General features: G+C 38.7%; 19 protein-coding genes and 1 pseudogene. 9 read left to right on the forward strand and 11 right to left on the reverse strand.

The features are described from left to right. Window positions 1–350 precede the first annotated feature (350 nt). On the reverse strand, window positions 351–569 hold the full coding sequence (locus H6G76_RS24585; protein ID WP_190706901.1) for a hypothetical protein: 219 nt from the start codon (window positions 567–569) through the stop codon (window positions 351–353). Between the two features lie 287 nt (window positions 570–856). Between H6G76_RS24585 and H6G76_RS24590 the strand changes: the two genes are divergently transcribed. Both H6G76_RS24590 and H6G76_RS24595 read left to right on the forward strand, forming a co-directional pair. Beyond that, window positions 857–1,102, forward strand: a complete 246-nt coding sequence (locus tag H6G76_RS24590; protein WP_190706903.1) for a hypothetical protein — start codon at window positions 857–859, stop codon at window positions 1,100–1,102. Window positions 1,103–1,113: 11 nt separating this feature from the next. Continuing rightward, window positions 1,114–2,064, forward strand: a complete 951-nt coding sequence (locus tag H6G76_RS24595; protein ID WP_190706906.1) for a hypothetical protein — start codon at window positions 1,114–1,116, stop codon at window positions 2,062–2,064. Between the two features lie 207 nt (window positions 2,065–2,271). Here H6G76_RS24595 and glpK read toward each other — a convergent pair whose 3' ends face one another. The 3 genes from glpK to H6G76_RS24610 form a co-directional block, all read right to left on the reverse strand. Beyond that, complete coding sequence (glpK, locus tag H6G76_RS24600; protein WP_190707023.1) at window positions 2,272–3,789, reverse strand: glycerol kinase GlpK; 1,518 nt, start codon at window positions 3,787–3,789, stop codon at window positions 2,272–2,274. A gap of 79 nt (window positions 3,790–3,868) precedes the next feature. Next, window positions 3,869–4,393, reverse strand: a complete 525-nt coding sequence (locus H6G76_RS24605) for a GNAT family N-acetyltransferase (protein ID WP_190707026.1) — start codon at window positions 4,391–4,393, stop codon at window positions 3,869–3,871. Window positions 4,394–4,407: 14 nt separating this feature from the next. Beyond that, window positions 4,408–5,571, reverse strand: a complete 1,164-nt coding sequence (locus H6G76_RS24610; protein ID WP_190706909.1) for a helix-turn-helix domain-containing protein — start codon at window positions 5,569–5,571, stop codon at window positions 4,408–4,410. A gap of 1,144 nt (window positions 5,572–6,715) precedes the next feature. Between H6G76_RS24610 and H6G76_RS24615 the strand changes: the two genes are divergently transcribed. Continuing rightward, a complete protein-coding gene (locus H6G76_RS24615) occupies window positions 6,716–7,024 on the forward strand; it encodes a hypothetical protein (protein ID WP_190706911.1) in 309 nt (102 codons plus the stop codon). 75 nt (window positions 7,025–7,099) lie between these two features. Here the strand turns inward: H6G76_RS24615 and H6G76_RS24620 are convergent, their stop codons facing one another. Next, window positions 7,100–8,350 carry a glycosyltransferase family 4 protein gene (locus tag H6G76_RS24620; RefSeq protein ID WP_190706913.1) on the reverse strand — a complete coding sequence of 417 codons (1,251 nt, stop codon included), beginning with the start codon at window positions 8,348–8,350 and terminating at the stop codon, window positions 7,100–7,102. A 407-nt stretch (window positions 8,351–8,757) separates the two neighbouring features. Here H6G76_RS24620 and H6G76_RS24625 point away from each other — a divergent pair, with 407 nt between their 5' ends. Then, entirely contained in the window at window positions 8,758–9,717 is a 960-nt protein-coding gene (locus H6G76_RS24625; RefSeq protein WP_190706915.1) for a glycosyltransferase, read from the forward strand. A 29-nt stretch (window positions 9,718–9,746) separates the two neighbouring features. On the opposite strand, the gene H6G76_RS24630 is transcribed toward H6G76_RS24625, so the two are convergent. From H6G76_RS24630 to H6G76_RS24640, 3 genes are read right to left on the reverse strand one after another with little or no spacing between them, the layout of a single operon-like run. Continuing rightward, window positions 9,747–10,058 carry a hypothetical protein gene (locus H6G76_RS24630; RefSeq protein ID WP_190706917.1) on the reverse strand — a complete coding sequence of 104 codons (312 nt, stop codon included), beginning with the start codon at window positions 10,056–10,058 and terminating at the stop codon, window positions 9,747–9,749. A gap of 29 nt (window positions 10,059–10,087) precedes the next feature. Next, a complete protein-coding gene (locus tag H6G76_RS24635; RefSeq protein WP_190706919.1) occupies window positions 10,088–10,831 on the reverse strand; it encodes a hypothetical protein in 744 nt (247 codons plus the stop codon). A gap of 2 nt (window positions 10,832–10,833) precedes the next feature. Then, window positions 10,834–12,198 (reverse strand): AAA family ATPase, encoded by a 1,365-nt coding sequence (locus H6G76_RS24640; protein WP_190706921.1) that lies wholly within the window; start codon window positions 12,196–12,198, stop codon window positions 10,834–10,836. A gap of 342 nt (window positions 12,199–12,540) precedes the next feature. Between H6G76_RS24640 and H6G76_RS24645 the strand changes: the two genes are divergently transcribed. Together H6G76_RS24645 and H6G76_RS24650 are read left to right on the forward strand one after the other, a co-directional pair. After that, the gene (locus H6G76_RS24645; protein WP_190706924.1) at window positions 12,541–13,425 is read left to right on the forward strand and encodes a ParA family protein; all 885 of its coding nucleotides are present in this window, start codon (window positions 12,541–12,543) and stop codon (window positions 13,423–13,425) included. A gap of 351 nt (window positions 13,426–13,776) precedes the next feature. Continuing rightward, window positions 13,777–13,929, forward strand: a complete 153-nt coding sequence (locus H6G76_RS24650) for a hypothetical protein (RefSeq protein ID WP_190706927.1) — start codon at window positions 13,777–13,779, stop codon at window positions 13,927–13,929. On the opposite strand, the gene ileS is transcribed toward H6G76_RS24650, so the two are convergent. Then, window positions 13,912–16,794 (reverse strand): isoleucine--tRNA ligase, encoded by a 2,883-nt coding sequence (gene ileS, locus H6G76_RS24655; RefSeq protein WP_190706930.1) that lies wholly within the window; start codon window positions 16,792–16,794, stop codon window positions 13,912–13,914. The genes H6G76_RS24650 and ileS overlap by 18 nt on opposite strands. A 179-nt stretch (window positions 16,795–16,973) precedes the next feature. Here ileS and H6G76_RS24660 point away from each other — a divergent pair, with 179 nt between their 5' ends. Then, entirely contained in the window at window positions 16,974–17,216 is a 243-nt protein-coding gene (locus H6G76_RS24660; RefSeq protein WP_242056507.1) for a DUF6883 domain-containing protein, read from the forward strand. 253 nt (window positions 17,217–17,469) lie between these two features. After that, window positions 17,470–17,723 (forward strand): annotated as a pseudogene (locus H6G76_RS24665) (DUF4926 domain-containing protein). Between the two features lie 253 nt (window positions 17,724–17,976). Here H6G76_RS24665 and H6G76_RS24670 read toward each other — a convergent pair. Beyond that, window positions 17,977–18,705 (reverse strand): Ycf66 family protein, encoded by a 729-nt coding sequence (locus tag H6G76_RS24670; RefSeq protein WP_190706934.1) that lies wholly within the window; start codon window positions 18,703–18,705, stop codon window positions 17,977–17,979. Between the two features lie 298 nt (window positions 18,706–19,003). Between H6G76_RS24670 and gndA the strand changes: the two genes are divergently transcribed. Next, on the forward strand, window positions 19,004–20,434 hold the full coding sequence (gene gndA / locus H6G76_RS24675; protein WP_190706937.1) for an NADP-dependent phosphogluconate dehydrogenase: 1,431 nt from the start codon (window positions 19,004–19,006) through the stop codon (window positions 20,432–20,434). A 223-nt stretch (window positions 20,435–20,657) separates the two neighbouring features. Here the strand turns inward: gndA and H6G76_RS24680 are convergent, their stop codons facing one another. Continuing rightward, window positions 20,658–21,782: a serine/threonine-protein kinase gene (locus H6G76_RS24680; RefSeq protein ID WP_190706940.1), complete on the reverse strand. Its 1,125-nt coding sequence runs from the start codon at window positions 21,780–21,782 to the stop codon at window positions 20,658–20,660. Window positions 21,783–21,835 lie beyond the last annotated feature (53 nt).

The following is a 21,835-nucleotide window of genomic DNA, read 5'->3' on the forward strand; positions in this document are numbered from 1 at the left end:
AGAAGAGCTTATGGTTTAACTAACTTTGATAATTTTAGAAGAAGAATTCTACTCAATTGGTATTTCTGCTACTAATTTATCATATCTAGTCTGGGAGAGCCATCTTTTTTTACCTAAATCATTCATGATTTTATCTCCTGCTGATTGATGAGGCTATATACATACCCTACTAGGGTAAACTATCCTAAAAATAGCTACATTACCAGCAGAGACACTGAAATTAATACCATTTCACAAGCAAGTTGATTGATACATAGTCAAAACAATACGATAAGTCCATAGCATTGCTTGAGCGGATCTGTATGATTCAAAAATTTTGTGAAATGGTATAACAGAAGACTGTTGTAATTTTACTTCTCTTCGTTCTTAGTTTCGGTTTCCTCATCTGGACGTTGGGTAGCTGGAGGATAATCAACAAATTCTTGGGTTCTCGTGATATTTGTAGTAGCCCCTTCTAGTAATACATCTTCAGGATTCACGTTATCATCGGCTGCCATATCCAGAATACCGTCAGCATTAGTATTAGGTTTGTTTCCAGTTCCTTTATGACTCGCATGACCACTAGGCATAAATTTTTTCTCCGCAATGATATGGTAGATACATACTCTCAATCTAAACTGACTGACTGTGTAGAAGACACTATCAGAAGGCTCAAATCTAAGTTGGAAGAATACTGATTTCTCTGTCGTAAGATAGCTAATTGATAGGTCTGTAGTTTCCCTCATTCAATATTTGCAACTCCAGTTTTTGAAATTAATCACCCGCTTGAATACAACTTACAATTCAACACACACTGATTCAATTTCATTTGCTTGAATAGCTATATTGATAGAACTAAAATTCATGATTCTGAACTATGGCAAGTAAATACGTTGACGTGCATGAGTACACGGTTAGAGCGCATAAACGACTAATTCAGACTAGGGTTTTTCATTTTGTCTGTAAAGAGTGTAATCAGACAACTAAACGCGAGACTTATGGGCCGCGTCCTCTATATTGCGAAAGTTGTCGTCCACCGCAAGCACCGCGCAAGTCTTTGCAGCCATCTCAAAAAGCTAAACCAAGGCCAATGACTTATAAAAGTGACACTGATTTGGGTTAATTTAACGATTTATGAAAGAACAATTGCAAATAGAACCTCCTTCTCAGACTTTAATCTCCCCTCTATTGGAATTACGAGACTACTATGCTGGGCTTGCACAAGAGTACGAAAAACTTTACCATCAGGCGCGATCGCAACTCACCAATGTAGAATCTTTGTTGTCTAGTTGGTCTTCGCAGTCAGAAGCTAATAACAGGCTACTTACTGTTGAAGTAATGAATGGAATGCTGTCGGGTTCTAAAGAAGACTTGCTCTTATCGCCATCAGACGAAGGCAATTTACCAGAGTCTGACAAGTTAGAAACTAATGATTCTGCTTCGGCTGCAACAGACACCAAAGAGTTTCCCCTAAACGACAATAACTCCCTCAATAATGTAGACATTCCGATGATTGGTGAGTATGCATCTCTAACTCGGATGGATGCAATTATCAAGCTGTTGCAAGAACATCTTGGTAGTGTTTGCCATATAGATTTTATTGTGCGATCGCTTTATGGTGAGTTACCACCTCATGTGTTTAAAGTAGTCAAAGGTAGAGTCCAATCTTCACTCACACAGGGTAAAGAAAGGCAAGCTTGGTTTGGGATTAAAAATGAACCAGGTTGTTACACTCTGGATTTGAGTTTGGTAAATGCCAATAATTCTAATGGTCGCTCTAAGTCTACCAACGCTAAAAAGAAACCACCTGTAGTCCAACCGCAAACAGAAGTTGTTCCTATGCTTAAGCCATATGAGGGGCTATTTTTGATTGATGCTCTGACTGCTTTCTTTCGCCAAAATCCGGGGAAAGTTTTTAGCGTTGCAGAAGTCATCAGTGGAATCTATGGAAAACTGGATGCAGAAGAAATTAAAGAAGTCAAAAGTAAGGTATTGAATGAGTTATCACGAGGTTTTAGGACAGGAAGATTCTCCAGAATGCCGAATCAAGTGGGCTTGTATACTTTGGATTTCAAGCTAATTTGATGATCAAAAACCTTTCTCCTGGCAGGAGGAGCCACGGCGTTGGGCGGGTTCGCCGCTTTGTATCAAGTGGCGCGCGACTTCAGTCATTTGGTGCAAGAGGTGAATGAAGAGGACTTCAGTAGCGAAGCCCTGAAGAAAGCAAGTTAAGACCACAGAGAACCAGAGGAGCGAGAAAGAAGACAATCATTTTTAGCTCCTCAAACTCTCTCAATCTGCCCAATCTAGGCTGCGCTGAACTGCTTTTTGCCAGGTAGCAAAGTTAGCGACAATCTGATATCTGCTTTGGTGTGGCTCAAATATACGGTCTATCTGCCGTTGGCTGACTAATTTTGTGTAGCTATCCCAAAATCCAGCTACTAAACCAGAGGCAAATGCTGCACCTTGTACGGTTGTATCGCGCATTTTTGGGCGTTCTACAGGGATATCTAAGACATCTGCTTGGAATTGCATCAGAAAGTTGTTTTCACAAGCACCGCCATCTACAATTAACCGTCCCATCGGTGTAGGAGAACAAGCATTGATGGCTTGAACTACTTCCACCACTTGATAAGCGATCGCTTCTAAGACCGCACGAACTAAATGTTGGGGTTGGACGCTGGCGGTAATCCCAAAAAAGGCTCCTCTAGCAGACATATCCCAATAGGGCGCACCTAGTCCGCTAAAGGCTGGGACAAAATACACGCCGCCATTATCGGTCACTTGATTAGCCATTGCTTCGGTTTCGGCAGCAGTAGTTATCAGTTTGATACCATCACGCAACCATTGAATACAAGCACCACTGGTAAACATACTGCCTTCTAGGGCATAACCAATATCTAAATTCCCCCTGTCGTTTGTTTGTGTCCATGCCAAGGTCGAAATCAGCCTATTTTGAGAACGCACAATTTCAGTGCCAGTGTGAGCTACTAAAAAGCTACCTGTGCCATAAGTGCATTTCATTAAACCAGGGCGATCGCATCCATGACCAAACAGTGCTGCTTGCTGGTCGCCTAAAATCGCGGTAATCGGAATTTCTGCACCCAGCAAGGCTTTATCTGTAACGCCAAATTTGCCTAAGCTGGGTTGAATTTGGGGAAGAATCTGAGCGGGAATTTGAAAGATTTCTAATAATGCTTCATCCCAGGCGCAGGTTTTGAGATTCATTAACATAGTACGACTGGCGTTGCTGTGGTCAGTGGCGTGGACTTTCCCACCTGTCAGGTTCCACAACACCCAAGTATCAATAGTTCCTGCCAAGATGTTGTTGAGGTCAATACCTGTAACGTTGTCTAATAACCATCTCAGCTTGGTGGCAGAAAAGTAAGCATCAATAACTAAGCCAGTACGTTCATAAATTTCCGCAGCGTAGCCTTGTTCTTGTAATTGATGACAAAGTGGGGCAGTGCGGCGGTCTTGCCAGACAATGGCTTTATGTAGTGGTTTACCTGTGGTTTTATCCCAGATTAAGCAAGTTTCTCGCTGTACAGTTAATCCCAAGGCGGCTATTTCTGCTGGGGAAATTTCGGCATTAGCGATCGCATTCTGCATTACCCTGAAAGTATCTTGCCAAATTTCTTTAGGGTCATGCTCTAACCATCCCGGCTGAGGATAATACTGTGTTAGCTCTTTATATGCTTGTCCAACAATCTGGCCGGCTGCGTTAAACACAAAAGCACGGTTGCCTGTTGTACCCAAGTCCAATGCCAAGATATAGCCTGATGCTGTTGTGCTGTCCAAGGTCACTATTAAGTATGAAGTGTAAAGTGTAAAGTATGAAATACACTTTATAACAAGAGGTTGGCTGGAAATAACACTTGATGTATTTCTACATCATTTGCCACTCTTGTTGGCTAATGCCGTAAACTAACACTTCGGTTCCGAAAATCTTGGTTGTGCCTTGTAGTTTTTCGCCTAATTTTTGAGCAACGCGGATCGAGGCAATATTTTGGGGATTAATCAAACTAATTAAATGCGATCGCTTTAACTGAGTAAAAGCATAGTTCATTGCTGCTGTTGCTGCCTCTGTCGCAAAACCAAATCCCCAATAAGACCGTCGCAACGACCAGCCAATTTCAAAGCCAGGCCAGCCTTCTGGTTGCCAAAAGCCCACCCGACCAATCATTTCACCCGTTTGACTTTCCTCAACTGCCCACATTCCATAACCCCGTAGCTGCCAATGACCAACTATCATTGCCATATTCCGCCAAGCATCACTACGGGATAAAGGTTGACCTGCACCAATATAACGCATCACTTCTGGATTACCGCACATATCGGCGTAAGCATCCAGGTCTGATTCACAAAATCCCCGCATAACTAAACGTTGGGTGGCAATTTGAGGAATCATTATTAGGAATTTGAATTTTAATGTTTCAATATAATATGTTTTTTGGCATCAAAGCAAATTAAATTTTGTTGTTGTAATTTACTCAATAATCGGGTAATTGTAACTCTAGTTGTGCAGCAAGCACTGGCAAGTTCTTCGTGAGTAAAGCGAACACTCAGGCGTGTACCATTGTCTACTTGTTCACCAACTTCTTGTTTGAGAAGTTGTAATAAAGATTGCAATCTATCTTCTACTAATTGCTTTCTCGAAATAGCTAAAAATGATTCAGTTTGTTGTAAACGTTGCGTGATTTTTGGTAACAAAATATGGCTGAGTGCTGGGTTGAGAGCTAGTTCTGTTACGTAAATCGGGACTAACTCAACATCTGATAAAGCTGTAGCTTGGTAAATTGATAGAGAAGTCATATTAGAGCCAAACACCATTTGAGTTTTTGCTAACCCTAGCAGAACTTCTTCGCCTGTTTCACCAAAAGTGCTGAGTTTGACCCAACCCCGGCAAACATACCACATCAATGAGGTGTTGAGCGGAATAGTCTCGCCTTTAGAATGTTTATAGATAGGACGATTTTGAATGAGGTCGCTGTAATTGTCTGTTAATTTTAATTCTGTTTGCTGGCGATCGCCAATATTACGCACTAGCCAAAATAAATTTGTGGCTTGTCCCTGTTGATTCCGAATTACTGTTACTGTCAAAGCTGCATCAACATATTCGCCATAACGTTGTTGCAAGCGCATCAATAACTCTTTAGATTTATTTGGATGATGTAACTGATTTAGTTCACTACGAAAGTGCTGACGTTCTTCCATACAGACAAAGTTAACCATAGCTTTGCCTACAAGAAACTGTTTAGGTATATTCAGTAATTTTGTTATAGTCAAGTTAGCATCTTGAATGACTCCTTCTGTGTTAGTGACTAAATAGCCCTCTGGTGCAAAATCGAATAATTCCTGATAATATTCACGCTCTGTTTCTAATAGGTTTTGTGTTTTTATTAGTTCTTCGTTTTGCTGATATAATTCCTCTGCTATTAACTGTAAAACTTTAGAATTTTCGTACAACTCTTGATAAGCTTGCGGCAGTAAATCAGATGGAATCCAAGGTAAAATGCTAGCAGTTTGATATAATTCTGCTAGAGGTTTATGCATAGATTCTAAATGTTTAATCAATCGTTCAATAGTCACTTAAATCCCTAGCCTCTACTTGCATACAAATTTGATAAAAATAATTCAATTCTATAATTAGATAAGTTAACGATTTTTTATCGTACACATATTAATTATTCACGATAGGACTCATATTTTATTTGTGAAGAAAACTCACTCTACCTTTATTGCTTCTTTTCTGTTCCCTACTTAAATATAATGAGGAACTACTTGAAGATGATTCAGCCATAATCTTTCTTAGTCTGAATCTTATTGTTTAGAAGTTCTTTATGTATTTTTAAGTTTTGTTAGTACATTTGTTTTTTACGAGCTTCTATTTTTAAAATTAAGCCTTATTCTTTTGTTCGGCTTCTATCTAAAGAGTTAGGTAAATACTCTTTTAGATATAGATATAGATATAGATTTTTTGTTAATTTTTTTAACATCTTCTTTGCTTCAGTTTTAGCAGTGTGCATTTCAAGATGATTAAATTTTAGAAGCTAAAGAAACTGCACCTAAATACTAAGCATTAGGTTTATGCCTATTGATAAGCTACAGGACTAGTACCGCAAGGCGGAAGTTAAAAGTATTATGGAATAAGCTTCAATCAATAATTTGAATTATTTTTAAATTTTTCATAATTACTCATTTTTTTATAACTAATTTAAAGTATGTTTGCCTGATAAGCAGTTGAATATCAAAATTAAAACATAAAGATTTCATGAATAGATTTAAACTTTCTGTCAGTAACTAATCTTTAGCCAGCTAATACACGCCTAGTTTGCTAATTAAGTTTTAAATTTAAGATGTAAGCTATAGTAAAAATCTTCATTGATTCAAACTTTATCAATTTAGTATATTTTGCTAGTTAAATACGCTAATAGAAAACATTCTGATAAAGATTTATAGAAGCAAAAAATCAGTAATTTTTCTCTATGGTTCTCAGTAGACTTGCTTTTATATTGCTGATAGTTGCGTTATGAGCCTGTGTGAGCAAATCCAACATTTATTAAACAGTGTGTATCTCTAAATTACGTTTTTAGTTGCTTTTTAAGTCTTTTATATCTGATTAATTGATTTTACATAGCAACATAATGGTTTATTTGTCCTCAGGATATAGCTCAGAATTTTAGGTATAAAACATAACGCAACTAGTGCTGAAGTTCAAAATTATCTCAAGATAATGAAGCAATATAGTTTTACTTTGCTAGTTCTGCTGTTAAGTGCAGTTTCTAACTTTATGGTCATTCCATGCCAAGCTCAAACTGCAAGCGATTCAAAGATTAACACTACTAATAATATTTCATCTGAAAAAGTATCCACTAATGATAATCGAGAATCGCAAGTGAGTAATGCAGATAATTCTGCAAATGGGAAGTCAACTGTAATCTCTGAAAATACTGAGAAAACATCTCCTGTGAGTGCTAATAAAGCTAATTCTCGGATTCCTATCGGCAGTAGAATTTTTGCTACAGCTTCTATGGAACAATAGAATCGAGATTTTGGTTAATATGCGAAAAAAGAAACCCCCAACTTTTCTAAAAAGTTGGGGGTTTCAGCCTTTTATTTAGTTAATTGATCTGGAAGCATTGTTTTGCAGAAGAACTTGCTCATAGAGTTTTCCGGCGGTATCCCAAGTAAATTCTGTTTCTACTAATTGTCTGCCGTTGTGAGACAATTCATGACGCAGTTGGGGATGATTAAATAATTCGCTAATAGCTGTAACGTACTGGGTTGGTGTATTTGCTCTTAAAGCACGTAATGGTTTACCAGCAATATCTACAGCTAATCCTTCTAAACCGCGATCGCTTGCTACTACTGGTACACCAGAGGCCATTGCTTCTAGGGTTTTGTTTTTAATTCCAAACCCAGTTCTAAGTGGAACAACGCAGACACAAGACTGATGCAAATATTCTGCCATTGAAGGTACGCGACCTGTCACGACAACTCCCGGAATTTTCTGCAAGTCAAGAACTTCTGGTGTCGGTCTAGCACCAACAATACTAAATGTGGTTTCTGGATAATGTTGTTGCAGTTTAGGTAAGACTTCCACCGCAAAAAAGCGTGCGGCATCAATATTATGGGATGCATCCATTGCACCGACAAAAATTAACTTATGTCCACCAGGGTCTTGCTGACGGTAGGGAAATAGTTCTAAATCTACACCGTTAGGAATGACTTCGATTTCAATATCAGGACGCAGTTTCAGAAATTCTTGGCGATCATCTTCTGTCGTAACCACAATATTAGAAAATTTATTGCAGTAACGCTGCTCGTAGCGTTTGAGAACAAGAGAGAGATAAAGGCGATCGCGCATTGCATTTTGCGCCGCACCCATTTCTAAATGGTCACGAATCCAGCCATAAACCGAACTGTGAACATCGACAACCGTATTTACACGGTGACGAAATTCCGGTCTAATATAAATTTCATTTACACTGTGTTCACAAGTAATTACATCACACTTTTGAGAACGCACATAATCATCGACAAAAGCTTGAATCTCCGGGGAATAGCGATACAGAACGTTTGGCGGCGTGGCTTTTAGCACAGATTCCACAAAGCGCGTAGTTTTGCCTAACAAACGAGCGATCGCATTTTTTTCTTGGGGTTGTGCTGGTATCGGGAAAACTATCAGTTCACTTACATATTTTCTTAATTCCTCTACCTCTGCACTTGAAACATCCTTATGAGTTTGCGTAATTAAAGTTACACAATGTGTGCCTTGAAGGTACTTAAGTAAATTAAACGTTCTAATTTCTGTTCCACCGCGACTAGGGGGATATGGGAAAGTAGAAGAAAGCATCAGGATGTGCATATAAATTCGATATTCCTTTTAAAAGTTAGTATTTTTTCTACTCAGTAGATGCTATCTGTAAACTATAACTGCAAATAATCAAATCATCCAATTTTTGGTCTGAGTCGCTTGAAAGCATTCAGACATAATCCTTCTAATGTGTATAGCCAGATTTTACATATACCTGTAAAGCAGACATCTTACTTACCGCTACATTGATATTAAGAATCTGGCTTGATTACCGAAAATACTTGTGTAGTCAGGCAATAAGTAACAAGCAATAATGTAGGTAAAATCAGTAAATTTTTAAAAAAATAAAATCTAATTTCTAAATTTAAATATTTTTTTGATTAAAAATATAGACTAAACCTAGCAAACATGATAAATAAACTTAAATCAGCTTAAATTAAAACTTATATCATCAACAGATGAATAATAAACCGCTTCTATCAATAGTTACTCCCACCTTAGGAAAATTTTCTAATTATTGGTTAGAGAATCTTTTAAAAGTAGAAGGTTCTGTTCAGTTCATTTTAGTTTATCCACCTCAAGTAAAGATTAAAGTTATAGATGACCCCAGAGTTACAGTAATAGTTAGCCCATATAAAGGCGAAATGCCTCAAAGATTCTTAGGTTTGCTGAATGCTCAAGGTGAATATGTTTTAGCTTTAGATGATGATGATTTTGTTCATCCGCAAGTATGCGAATTAATTAGCAAATACTTTAGTAGATTTCCTACAAGCTGGATTCTCAGATTACAAAAAGCCAATATAGATTTTAAAGATGAACAGCGCATCAAACAACCTTGGGCAGCAATTCCTGAGGCTAATCAATTAGAAATCTGCAAAAAAACACCAGAAAACCCTTATCCCTACCAAAGAGGTAATTATAAAGGTTTATTAGAAGTTCCTATTGCACCTTTAAATAAAAAATTTGACTGGCGTTATCTTATTTGGCCTTTTTTAAATAGGCAAGATAATAATGGATATCATTTTGAAAATTTCAATAATATAGTTTGGAGAAACGATTTAATACAGCAAGCCCTACCTGATCTTGCAAAAGCCACAAAAGTAGTAGGTGCAGTTACTTGGATACCATCAAGTGGTTTTGATAGATTATCAGGCTTGTTTATGCAAGCCAAATTTTTCGAGCAAGAGGCGATTATTGGACATTGGCTACCTAAGCCAGAACAAATTAGATATCTTGATAAAGACCCAGCCTTAAAACCGCCTAGATTCCATGTAATATCTGATGCTTTATTAATTAAGCATTTTCCCCAATACGGTTATTTTTGGAATCTTGTATTTAGTAAGTTTTACGATGTGCCTAGAACTGTAGCTAAAGCAGTTAAACTCAAGTTTTTCAAAAAAGAACAGCAGTATTCTTGATTACTATTTCTAAATTAATAGTTAGAAATTTATTTATTTTGTGGAAGAGTTGGAGTAATTTGACGATGAGTGTTTAAGTATAGTTGAGTAATTATAAATCCTACACTTAAAGCTAAACTAATAGATAGGGCGATCGCTACATAATTCTTCTTCCAAACACTTAGCTTCCCTTGTTGATATGCGGTATTAGTTATATTAACTTCATGCCTAGCCTGTTCCAAAATAGACTGGAGAGCATTTATTTGTTCATCATCTAGCTTGGAAAATTTATCTTGATTGAAAGCTGCTTCTATAATTTTGATCTTTTCTTGTGGTGATACTTGTGCTAGTTCTTGTCTCACAACTTCGTAAGGATTACTTTGCTTAAATTTTAGATAACCCCCTCAGTAAAACTATCAATAATCTTGAGCATTGTTTTTTCACCTAAGCCTTCAACACGTTTAACTGTGTTACCAAAAGATTGAAAATTTCCATTTTTGCGTTCTTTAAGGATTGAATCTATTATTTTTTGGCTAACATTAGCTCTTTTTAACTTAGAAGTAAGCTCAGATATACTTAAATTGTTTAGTGCATCTAATGGTTCAATAGGCTTTGGAAGCTTACTATCAATTTCATTTATTTTATTAGTAATACTTTTAATTTCTCGTCTCCACTCTTCTTGTAATTCATCGGTGCGCTTTTCAATTCGGGATTCTAAATTTGTTAATCGAGACTCGATATTTGTAATCCTTGATTCCATATTTATATTGTGAGATTCATAAATATTTGAATTATCGTTAATAATTTTATTGTCAGAATGGTGTTTTTGATTTCTGAGTAATTTAACTTGTTCTTCGATAGATTCTTGATTACTAGGCTCTATGATAAACGCTCCAATCATTTCGCCCTTGCGTAAATCTATTTCTCTAGCTCTAGCCGCAGCATAGTATTCAAAGTGTCCATCAACGACCTCGTAAGATTCTATACTCGTACTCCGAAGTATTAAAGGATTAATAATTCCTTCGCCTTTTAAAACTAAATTTGCAATATGTTCTATATCTTTATCTGAGAAATTAGAACGTGGCACACTAGATGTAATTTGTTTTACAGGTACAAATGAAATAGACAGTAACATTATTAAATTCCTGTTTTTTGTAAAACTTCTATAGCTAGTAACTCAAACTCTTTAGCCGAGTCACCATGTGGCTTGTATTCAAATACAGACCTGGGATCAGGAACTTCTAAATCTCCTATTTGTTGAACTTGTTCTAGACATTTTGCAAGTTCTTCTCTTTGATAAATTACAGTATCTAATACAGGCAAATCATAGCGTTGAGAAATTGCTGCTATTTGTTTAGGTAATGTATGTTGTACAAACTTAGGAAAAGTTGCAATTTTACATGCAAGAACTCCTAGTATTGTTAAAGGAGGTTTATTTAATGAGCTTCTAAATTGATTAACTTCATATTTAATGTATTCTTTTACATTAATTAAACCCTGATTAGCAAATGGTTTCAAATCTGAAGGGATAATTAGATAGTCTGATGTAATTAGTGCAATAAAAGCAAATAAATTTAAAGAAGGTGGTGTATCAATAATAACAATATCATACTTATCCTGTACTTCTTTGAGTTTGTTTATTAATCTAGTATGGCTTGATCTCAATTCATTTAATTCTCTTTCCATTTTCATCAGATTAATATGTGATGGAATTATATCTATTTCTGGATTTGTAAATACAGATTTTCTAGCTACTTCCGTAATAGTATCAAGTTCTACTGAACGCAATATATGATAAACATAATTATCTTTTATATTATCTGAAATTTCATCATCAAATTTAACCAATCCAGTAGCAAATGTAGTATTTGCTTGGCTATCTAAGTCTATTACTAAAACTCTTTTACCTTTCTTTCTAATAGCTGCGGCTAGATTGACTACAGTAGTAGTCTTGCCTACTCCGCCTTTATTATGGTAGACAGCAATAATTTTCATCGAATGTTTCTCCTTAATTTCACCCTTATAACTATCTGGCACTACTAAAGGTTCTGTTTTATCCAGAGGTTCCTTATCCTTTAAAGTATCTCTACCAATAAAACTTTTAATTTCTTCTATTTTTGTCTCTACTTCCTTTCCGGAACATAAAAAAACTAATCTAATATCATCAGCTAATTTTTCATAAATTCTAATCTCTTTACCATTAGTTAATAATCCATATTTCACATTTAAGCTTGTTAAATAATGCCTAAGCCTGAGAAAATGATTATTTAAGTTTTGTTTAGGATGCTTTGCCTCCATCACAACACTCAGTGGCGAGTTAGCATCTATGACAAAGGGAAGAACTTGTGCCGCAAATGCTAGAAAATCTAAGCGGATGCTACCAACGGCGACTTCTTGATGCCAGGTATCGGGAGTATATCCTAGCTGTGGTAGCAAATATTGGACTATGAGTTTGCTTTCAACTTCGCTTTCGTTACGGCACAACTCAGGATTAAACGGCAATTTATTCTCCTCTATAAAGTTTAGGTTATGGGAAAAATACCTATATTTATTTGTTTGATTTTGGCACAAGTATTATAGGTAAAAACCTTGTGTAAATATTTTTTAAGTATTTGTAAAAAAAAGAAATATCTTAAATTATGAACATAGTGATTGCTGAAAGCCTCAGATACCTGACTTTTTTAATAAGCCGGGTATCTCTTTGCTGGCTGAGATTTGAGACTGCTATAATCTGACAGCCTCAATTTTTGAGTTGCTGCAAATATTAAATTTAACGAAAGTTTTAGTTATTCAGGATGGGTGTACGCTACCTAGATGGGAATGCGTCATCAGAGGAATTAACCAATGGGATATGTAATTGCTACTGCAAATATGAAAGGCGGTGTCGGCAAAACTACTCTCACCGTCAACTTAGCTACCTGTTTGGCGAAAAATTACGGTAAGCGGGTGCTGGTATTAGACTTAGACACTCAAATCAGTGCCACACTCAGTTTGATGTCGCCTTTAGATTTTGCCAAGCGTCGTAAACAAAGGCTGACATTTAGGTATTTAATCGACGATGTTATCAATCCAGATCCTAACAGTAAGCTAACAATTAACGATATTATTCAAAATCAAGTTTGTGGGCTTCCCGAACTTAATTTATTGCCGGGTGATATCGATTTGTATGATGAGTTTGTTGTGTCAGAAATGCTGCACAAACAAACAGTTGCTTTTGGCGAACAAAACTTTGAAGCAGTTTGGAACCGTTTTGAACGAGTTTTGTTAAACAACATTTTAAAACCAGTGCGCGATCAGTATGATTTTATTCTTTTAGATTGCGCGCCTGGTTATAATTTGTTAACCCGCAGTGCTTTAGCTGCTAGTGATTTTTACATTCTCCCAGCCAAACCAGAACCTTTATCTGTGGTAGGCATTCAGCTTTTAGAAAGACGCATCGGTCAGTTAAAAGATAGTCACGAACAAGAAGCGAAAATAAATATCAAAATGTTGGGAATTGTTTTTAGTATGTGCAACACAAATATACTCACTGGCAGATATTACAAACAAGTTATGCACCGAGTTGTAGAAGATTTTGGTGTAGAACAAATTTGTAAGGCACAAATCCCAGTTGATATTAATGTTGCTAAAGCTGTTGATAGTTTTATGCCGGCTGTTTTGAATGCACCTCAATCAGCTGGTTCTAAAGCATTTTTGCAGTTAACTCAAGAGTTGTTGCAGAAATTATAGAGGAGAGGTGACAGGCGATAGGTGACAGGTAATAGAAAATGATCTGTAACCTGTAACCTATCACCTATTTCCTAAAAACTACCAACTAAAGTAGAAACGCAGCGATCGCAAATTTATGGATGCTCTGCTGATTCTCCCACATTGGTAGAGTAGTTCCAACAGCGATCGCGCTTAAACTAAAATCAAGATGGTTTAGTCAAGGTATGGGTTGGAAATTGAGCAATGGTCACAGAAACAATTACGCTGCAAATTCCACAAATACTCTATCAACGTTTAGTCAACTTTTTGATATAAAAATACCTAAATACAGAAAATTATCCATATTTAGGTATAAGCTGTTACACATTTAAATTGCATAACCAGGGCGGGCAAGATGCCCAACGCCACTTGCTTCAAGCCGGGAAACCCGTCCAACGCAGTGGCTCCCCCACAAGAATTATTAAAGTTTCTGATATGCAAACTAAATGTGGTTTAGCTTATCAATTTTTAGAATTCACCAGCTAAAGCAGAAACGCACCTTTCGCAAATTAACGGATGCTCTGCTGATTCTCCCACATGGGTTGAGTAATTCCAGCAGCGATCGCATTTTTCACCGTCTGCATTCACAACCCCAATTCCCCAGCTATCAGACTGCGAGTTGTATTTCACATCTTGCAGTTTTTCAGGTGAACCTACTAGGTCAACCTGGGAAGATAAAAATAAATAACGGAGTTCATCAATACCGTTACCTACAGCAGGATTAAGCGTATTTACAGAGGAGCGTAATTGCTCATCTTTCACGTAAAGCAAGATTTTTGACTCTAGAGAAGAACCGATTAACTTTTCTACCCTCGCTTGTTCTAATACTTTGTTCACATCGGTACGAATTTGCCGGAGTTGTTGCCAAAATTCCGCCAGTTCAGGATTGTGCCATTTATCCTCTAACTGCACCCAACCAGCTTCAAACACTGATTTGTATGGTGTTTTGTAGGGGAGATATTGCCAGATATCTTCGGCAGTGTGGCAGAGAACAGGTGCGATCGCTCGTGCTAAATTCTCTAAAGCGATGTGTATTACTGTCTGACAACTGCGACGGCGAAAAGCATTCGGCGCACTGATATATAGCCTATCTTTGGCGATGTCTAAATAGAAGTTAGATAAATCCACCACACAGAAATTCTGCACAGTTTGGAAGAAGCGGAAGAATTGGAAACTATCAAACGCTTCCGTTACTTCTTGAAACACCTCACGAATGCGGTGCAGCATATATTTATCTAACTGTGGCAAATCTTCAAAAGGAATAGCATCTTTTTCGGGGTCGAAATCGTGCAAGCTACCCAACAAGAACCGCGCTGTATTGCGAATCTTGCCGCGCACATCGTTAAGTTGCTTGATGATATTTTTACCAATACGGACATCACCGGAATAGTCTACTGATGATACCCACAATCTCAATACATCTGCACCATAAGCTGGGTCTGATTTTTGATTTTTCCCACCTTCAATGATTGCATTGGGGTCAACCACATTTCCTTCAGACTTGCTCATTTTCCGCCCTTGCTCATCCAAAGCAAAGCCGTGAGTTAACACAGTTTTGTAAGGCGCAATTCCATTTACCGCCACACTGGTTAGCAAACTCGACTGGAACCAACCGCGATGTTGGTCGGAACCTTCCAAATATATATCGGCGGGGTAGCGTAACTCTGGACGTTGCTTAACTACAGCTGCCCAAGATGAACCAGAATCAAACCATACGTCCATTGTGTCTGTACCTTTGCGGTAAGATTTGCCGTTGTTACGATAAGACTCTGGTAACAATTCTGCTACTGACAATTCCCACCAAGCATCAGAACCTTTCTCAGCGATGATGGCTTGAACATAGGTGATAGTTTCCTCATTTAGTAGAGGTTCGCCTGTGGCTTCATCGTAGAACACTGGAATTGGCACACCCCAAGCACGCTGACGAGAAATACACCAGTCAGAACGTTCCGCCACCATTGGCGTGATGCGATTTTCACCTTGGGCTGGTATCCATTTTACCGATGCGATCGCCTTTAATGCCTCTTCCCTAAATCCTTCCACTGAAGCAAACCACTGTTCCGTCGCCCGGAAAATCGTTGGTTTCTTCGTCCGCCAGTCATAAGGATACTTGTGTGCGTAAGCTTCTTCCTTCAACAGCGAACCCGCCGCCGCCAGCGCATCAATTACCGCCTGATTTCCATCACCCAACACATTTAACCCAGCAAACTGTCCCGCCTCTTCGGTAAAGTTGCCGTTGTCATCCACTGGCGCAAGGATAGGCAAGCCGTAACGCTGACCCACAATGTAGTCTTCTTGACCGTGACCAGGCGCAGTATGTACCAACCCAGTACCCGACTCAGTAGTAATGTAGTCACCACCAACTACAACCGCACTTTCGCGGTCATATAAAGGATGACGGTAAGTAGTATGTTCTAAATCCTTACCCTTAAAAGTCGCCTTCACCGTCAACTCAGCCACGATAGTCGCTGCCAACCGTTCCACCAAATCCGCCGCCACAATGAGATATTTGAAATTACTTTGCGTCTCTGCGCCTTTGCGTGAGATTTCCACCACCGCGTAATTCAAATCCCCATTTACCGCCACAGCCAAGTTACCGGGAATTGTCCAAGGCGTAGTAGTCCAGACAGCCACACCCAACTCTGACTGATATTCGCCCAAAGCCGATTTTGCTGCTTCCGACAAACCCGTAACAGGGAACGCAGCATAGATACTGCGTGAAGTATGACCTTCTGGATATTCCAACTCCGCCTCAGCCAACGCTGTCTTAGAACTCGGACTCCAGTGAACAGGCTTCAACCCACGATAGATGTATCCTTTCAACACCATCTGCCCGAAAACACCAATCTGTGCCGCCTCGTATTCCGGCTTCAGCGTCAAATATGGGTTATCCCAGTCACCCCAAACACCATAGCGTTGGAAACTTTTACGTTGGTCATCTACCGTTGCTAAAGCAAATTCTTTCGCTTTCTGACGCAATTGCAAAGGCGTTAAATTTTGCCGTTCTGCTGACTTGAGATTTTGCAAAACTTTCAGTTCAATTGGTAAGCCGTGGCAGTCCCAACCAGGCACATAACGAACCTTACGCCCTTGTAACAACTGGTAGCGATTAATAATATCTTTAAGAATTTTATTTAAGGCATGACCAATATGCAGAGAGCCATTTGCGTAGGGAGGGCCATCATGCAGTATAAATAATTCGCCTGGATTTTCTTGCGACAGGCGTTCAAAAATTTGATTTTCTGCCCAAAACTTTTGAATTTCGGGTTCACGCTTGATGGCGTTAGCCCGCATCTCAAAATTAGTTTTAGGTAGATTTACAGTGTCTTTGTAACTTCCAGTTTCCGTCACAGCTTCATGCCTAAGAATATATGTGCAGGTTTTATCAATTATAGAAGATGGCCGGAAGTCTAAAATTACCTCTTTTGCTCAACCGCATAGACTGCGGTAATTATTAGCACTTTAAATATGAGAAATTGAAAAAGTACGGATTCCATCTCACAGAAATTATTAGATTATCTTCAGTTAATATGCTGCCAAATGCTGAAAATGCAGTTGTTGATATTCGTAAACTACGAGATTACTGTCTTAATCCAGAACATCCGTCAGGAAAGAATAAAGCTCGTCTGTTTTTATCAATTCTAGGCATGACTGCTGATAATGCAGCAGAATTACGCCAGATTATTTTAGAAAAAGTTAAAACTCAAGAAGCGATTTTAAATCGGTGTGATGAATTTGGTCAACGCTACACAGTAGACTTTACTCTGCAATAGCAAGATAGAAGCGCGACTATTCACACTGGTTGGATTATAGAAAATAATTCTGATTTTCCAAGGTAAACAAGTTGCTATATTAAGTTGTAGAATTCCTAGATTATACGCAATGAGTAATAGTACAACTAAGTTACTATAGGATTCATATTTGATTTCTGAAAAAAACTCAGTATCCTTTTATTCCTTCTTTCCTGTTCCCTATTGCCTATTGCCTGTTGCCTCTCTACACAAGTATGTTCAGTAATCAAATTGGATTCCTATAGATATAGTAGCACTTACAATTGATCTGCCTGAATATAATTTGTTGCGTGGTCAAGTTGGTACGATAGTCAAAATATTAGCGGATGGTGCTGCATTTGAAGTAGAATTTAGCGATGCCTGCGGCGGGCTATGCCAACGCCACGGTCAAACATACGAATCTGTTGGTGTCTAAGTCCAGAGCAAATTATGGTGTTACATTTTGAGCCAGCATCACCTAATTCAGTTGCGGAAATGGTTACAGCATAAGTCAAGTTTAGGCTAGAGTCAGGCATGAAATTTCAAGCGATCGCAACAGAAGAAGAATACGATCGCACTCTAGAAACTGTTGAAAAATTAAGAGCAATTAGTAAAGCTCAAGCAAAAGCATTAGGATAATTTTTTCATGTTTCTCCGCATTGTTTATTTAGTAGCTAGTTTCAATTGAGCGATCGCAACTTTGATATTAGTAAAACCCAACATGATATTAAATTCAAGCTGGGTTTTACTTTATTTAACCAGCCTAACTATTTGGCGGTATTTGTTCTGGTGGTGCTTCCGCAGGGGGAGCAAGCACCGCATCAGGCGCAATTTCTTCTACAGGGATTGGTTCTTTATTTTCCGGTTCAGGATGTGCCTGTGCAGCTTCTACCAATTCGGGAGATGGTGGATGAGGTGGAATTACTTCCGGTACAGTTTCAGTGTCTGTAGTAGTAGTTGCTGCCTCTGGAGTTTGTTCAGGTACAGTTACTTCCTCTTGAGGTTGTTCTGGTGTTGCAGTGGTCTTATCGATAATTTCTACAGCAGGTTTCTCAGGTGGTGCAGTTTCAGGAGTCCTTTTAATGATAGGCTTTTGTACTTTATTCTTGGCTCCACCAAAAACGCCACCCAAACCCTGTTGCAACTTACCTAAGCGTTCTTGAAGAGATAACTTATTCACTTGTTGCTGAAGCGAGGCTGTTACTTGCTCAGAACTAGGTACGGGAGTTTGTTGTATCTGTGGTGTGACTTGTCTCCGGAGTGATAAAGTTTGCCAACCAAACCAAACTAAAAGTGCCACACTCGCTACATGGCCTAGTAATAAACCTCCCCCAATCCGAGGTGCAAAAATCCATAATACTAAGGCATAAAACAGACCAATACCACTCCAAATAAAATCATTCTTACGGTGGATTTCGGGAAAAAAGAAAGCTGATATGTAAAGGGCTAAACTACCAAGACCAACTACCAAAGCTAGGATGTATGCCAGCATTTTTGGTTACTCCTTAATTGTTCATTAGAGGCTAGGATGCTCAAGGTTAGAGATTAGAATCAGAAGTTACTATAGTCCCTAACCCTTAGTCTCTAGCCTCTTTAACTAGTTATTCCAATTTTGCAAATTTTGCACGAAAATTGTTGAATTAGATACAATTTAAAATTTGTTATATGTGATGTTAGTTCTGAGCTTTTGTCAGTCAAAGCAACTCTTAATGTCTTCTTTAGGGGAGAAGAGAAAATCTCGGATTACCCTTAAAGATGAGAAAGAAACTGCAAGAGTTAGCCAATAAGTTATGACACTACAAAGCTTTGGTGTGATTGGATTAGCCGTTATGGGCGAGAATATCGCTCTGAACGTAGAGCGTAATGGCTTTCCAATTGCAGTATACAACCGCTCCCGCGAAAAAACCGATGCCTTCATGGCACACCGCGCGCCAGGAAGGAACGTCAAAGCCGCCTTTACTTTAGAAGAATTTGTCGCCTCATTGGAACGTCCCCGCAAAATTCTGGTAATGGTACAAGCTGGTAAACCCGTAGATGCGGTGATTCAACAGCTAAAACCCTTGCTAGATGAAGGTGATATCATCATCGACGGTGGCAACTCTTGGTTTGAAGATACCCAAAGACGTACTGAAGAATTAGAACCACTAGGTTTGCGCTTTCTCGGTATGGGCGTGAGTGGTGGTGAAGAAGGTGCGCTCAACGGCCCTTCACTCATGCCTGGTGGTACACAAAGTTCTTATGAGTACCTCTCGCCAATTTTCAACAAAATTGCTGCTCAAGTCGATGATGGCCCTTGTGTAACTTACGTTGGCCCTGGTGGTTCTGGTCACTACGTGAAGATGGTACACAACGGTATTGAGTACGGCGATATGCAATTGATTGCTGAAGCCTACGACTTGCTGAAAAATGCTGGTGGACTTGACCACAATCAGCTTCACGAAGTATTTGCCCAATGGAACACCACTGACGAACTCAATTCATTTTTGATTGAGATTACAGCAAATATCTTCCCCTACATTGACCCAGAAACCAGTCTACCCCTAGTAGATTTAATTGTGGATGCGGCAGGTCAAAAAGGTACTGGTCGTTGGACTGTACAAACTGCTTTGGAATTAGGCGTTTCTATTCCTACAATTACAGCCGCCGTGAATGCGCGGATCATCTCTTCCATTAAAGATGAGCGTGTAGCAGCATCTAAGCAGCTGACAGGCCCCACTGGCAAGTATAGCGGTGATACCAAAGAGTTTATCAACAAAGTACGTGATGCTCTGTACTGCTCTAAAATTTGTTCATACGCTCAAGGTATGGCGTTGCTATCTACAGCTTCTAAAACCTTTAATTGGAATCTAAATCTGAGTGAATTGGCTCGCATTTGGAAAGGTGGCTGTATTATTCGCGCTGGCTTCTTGAATAAGATTAAGAAGGCATTTAACGAAAATCCTGCATTACCCAACTTGTTATTAGCTCCCGAATTTAAGCAAACAATTCTAGATAGACAAACAGCTTGGCGGGACGTAATCGTAACAGCTGCACAACTGGGTATTCCAGTACCAGCGTTTAGCGCATCTTTAGATTATTTTGACAGCTATCGCCGCGATCGCCTACCTCAAAACCTCACTCAAGCACAACGCGACTACTTCGGCGCACACACCTATCTGCGTCTTGACAAACCAGGTGCTTTCCACACAGAATGGGTTCCCATCGAAGAGGCTAAAAAGTAAACTTTCACTTCTCTAAATTATGAGTATATTGTGAAAGTTTAAATTGCTCCGGACTGAACACTAGCAAGTGACTCTGAGATTCAGAGTCACTTTCTTATTCAGAATTAAGAATTAATAAATATAGCAATAATTAATTAGCTAGGATATCGATAAATGACAAAACTTAAAAACTTAAAAACTTTTACCTCTGTTCTCTGTCACCTGTAACCTGTTCCCTGCTTATTTACGGATTTTGGTTATTACCCAAATATTTAGCTTTTAATTCTTCTAATTCTTTATCTATTTCACTTTTACTAGCAGGCTGAGAATTTTGATTTGCTGGCTGTACTTTATTGGGTTGAGGTTGATTGTTTCCAACTATAAATTGTGTTTTCAATTCTTCTAATTCTAAATCAATTTGGCTGGGTGTGCTGCTCACAGATGTAGGCGGTAGAGTGGGAGTTGATATCGCTGGGGAATTAACTTTTGGTGGTTGTTGATTTAAATCTTGCAAAACTTCATCTACTGTTTGATAGCGTCTGGCTGGGATGCTTTCTAGCATTTTATTCAGAATGCAACTTAAATGATTACTGACAGGAGTTTTAAGATATTGCTGCCAAACCCAAGTGCCATGATTAGTATCATAAGAATCGAATGGCGATCGCCCAGTCAACAAATTAATACAAGTAGCTCCCAAACTATAAATATCACTGGCAAATAATGCCCTACCTCTAATTTGTTCTGGGGCAACATATTCAGGACTACCAATACTAGTACCAGTTCTATTTAAAGCTGTACCCGCAGCAGATTTAGCCGCACCAAAATCTACTAAAACTAGTTTGCGATCCTGTTCTCGTAAAATAATATTCTCTGGCTTAATATCGCGGTGAATTACTTGTCTAGCATGGCAAAATTGCAGCACTGGCAATAAATCATGCAACAGTTGCCAAATCTGCATTTCATTAAAAGCCCCCTGTTGTGCCAATTCCTGCGCTAAATTCTGCCCATTAATAAATTCTTGTACTAAATACTGCCGATCATCTTGGGTAAAATATGCCAGCAATTCAGGAATTTGGGAATGTTTGCCCAATTCATCCAACTGCACTGCTTCTTGGTTAAACAACTCCACAGCTTTCTGCACAGTATTTGTGCCTTGAGCTTGCGGATAAAATTGCTTAATAACACAAGGTGGTTTTGACGGTTTATCCTCATCAACTGCTAAGAAAGTTCTGCCAAAACCACCTTGTCCTATCGGTTTGATAGCACGGTAGCGTTCTTTAAGAAGTAACTTAGCACCACAAGTTAGGCAAAACCTGACATCATTCGGGTTTCGCGGCTTTGGACAACGGGGATTAAGGCAATAACTCATTGACAGGATGGCGCATTACATCGCTTTTACTGTCTTTATTTTGCCCTGTGCTA

Source organism: Nostoc sp. FACHB-152, from assembly GCF_014697475.1.
GTDB lineage: Bacteria > Cyanobacteriota > Cyanobacteriia > Cyanobacteriales > Nostocaceae > Nostoc_B.

What these genes read in the sequence shown, in the direction of transcription:
- H6G76_RS24680 (WP_190706940.1), bottom strand. Translation starts at nt 21,782, where the DNA reads ATGAGTTATTGCCTTAATCCCCGTTGTCCAAAGCCGCGAAACCCGAAT.
- H6G76_RS24645 (WP_190706924.1), top strand. Translation starts at nt 12,541, where the DNA reads ATGGGATATGTAATTGCTACTGCAAATATGAAAGGCGGTGTCGGCAAA.
- H6G76_RS24635 (WP_190706919.1), bottom strand. Translation starts at nt 10,831, where the DNA reads ATGTTACTGTCTATTTCATTTGTACCTGTAAAACAAATTACATCTAGT.
- H6G76_RS24620 (WP_190706913.1), bottom strand. Translation starts at nt 8,350, where the DNA reads ATGCACATCCTGATGCTTTCTTCTACTTTCCCATATCCCCCTAGTCGC.
- H6G76_RS24625 (WP_190706915.1), top strand. Translation starts at nt 8,758, where the DNA reads ATGAATAATAAACCGCTTCTATCAATAGTTACTCCCACCTTAGGAAAA.
- H6G76_RS24615 (WP_190706911.1), top strand. Translation starts at nt 6,716, where the DNA reads ATGAAGCAATATAGTTTTACTTTGCTAGTTCTGCTGTTAAGTGCAGTT.
- H6G76_RS24660 (WP_242056507.1), top strand. Translation starts at nt 16,974, where the DNA reads ATGCTGCCAAATGCTGAAAATGCAGTTGTTGATATTCGTAAACTACGA.
- H6G76_RS24590 (WP_190706903.1), top strand. Translation starts at nt 857, where the DNA reads ATGGCAAGTAAATACGTTGACGTGCATGAGTACACGGTTAGAGCGCAT.
- H6G76_RS24585 (WP_190706901.1), bottom strand. Translation starts at nt 569, where the DNA reads ATGCCTAGTGGTCATGCGAGTCATAAAGGAACTGGAAACAAACCTAAT.
- H6G76_RS24670 (WP_190706934.1), bottom strand. Translation starts at nt 18,705, where the DNA reads ATGCTGGCATACATCCTAGCTTTGGTAGTTGGTCTTGGTAGTTTAGCC.
- gndA (WP_190706937.1), top strand. Translation starts at nt 19,004, where the DNA reads ATGACACTACAAAGCTTTGGTGTGATTGGATTAGCCGTTATGGGCGAG.
- H6G76_RS24595 (WP_190706906.1), top strand. Translation starts at nt 1,114, where the DNA reads ATGAAAGAACAATTGCAAATAGAACCTCCTTCTCAGACTTTAATCTCC.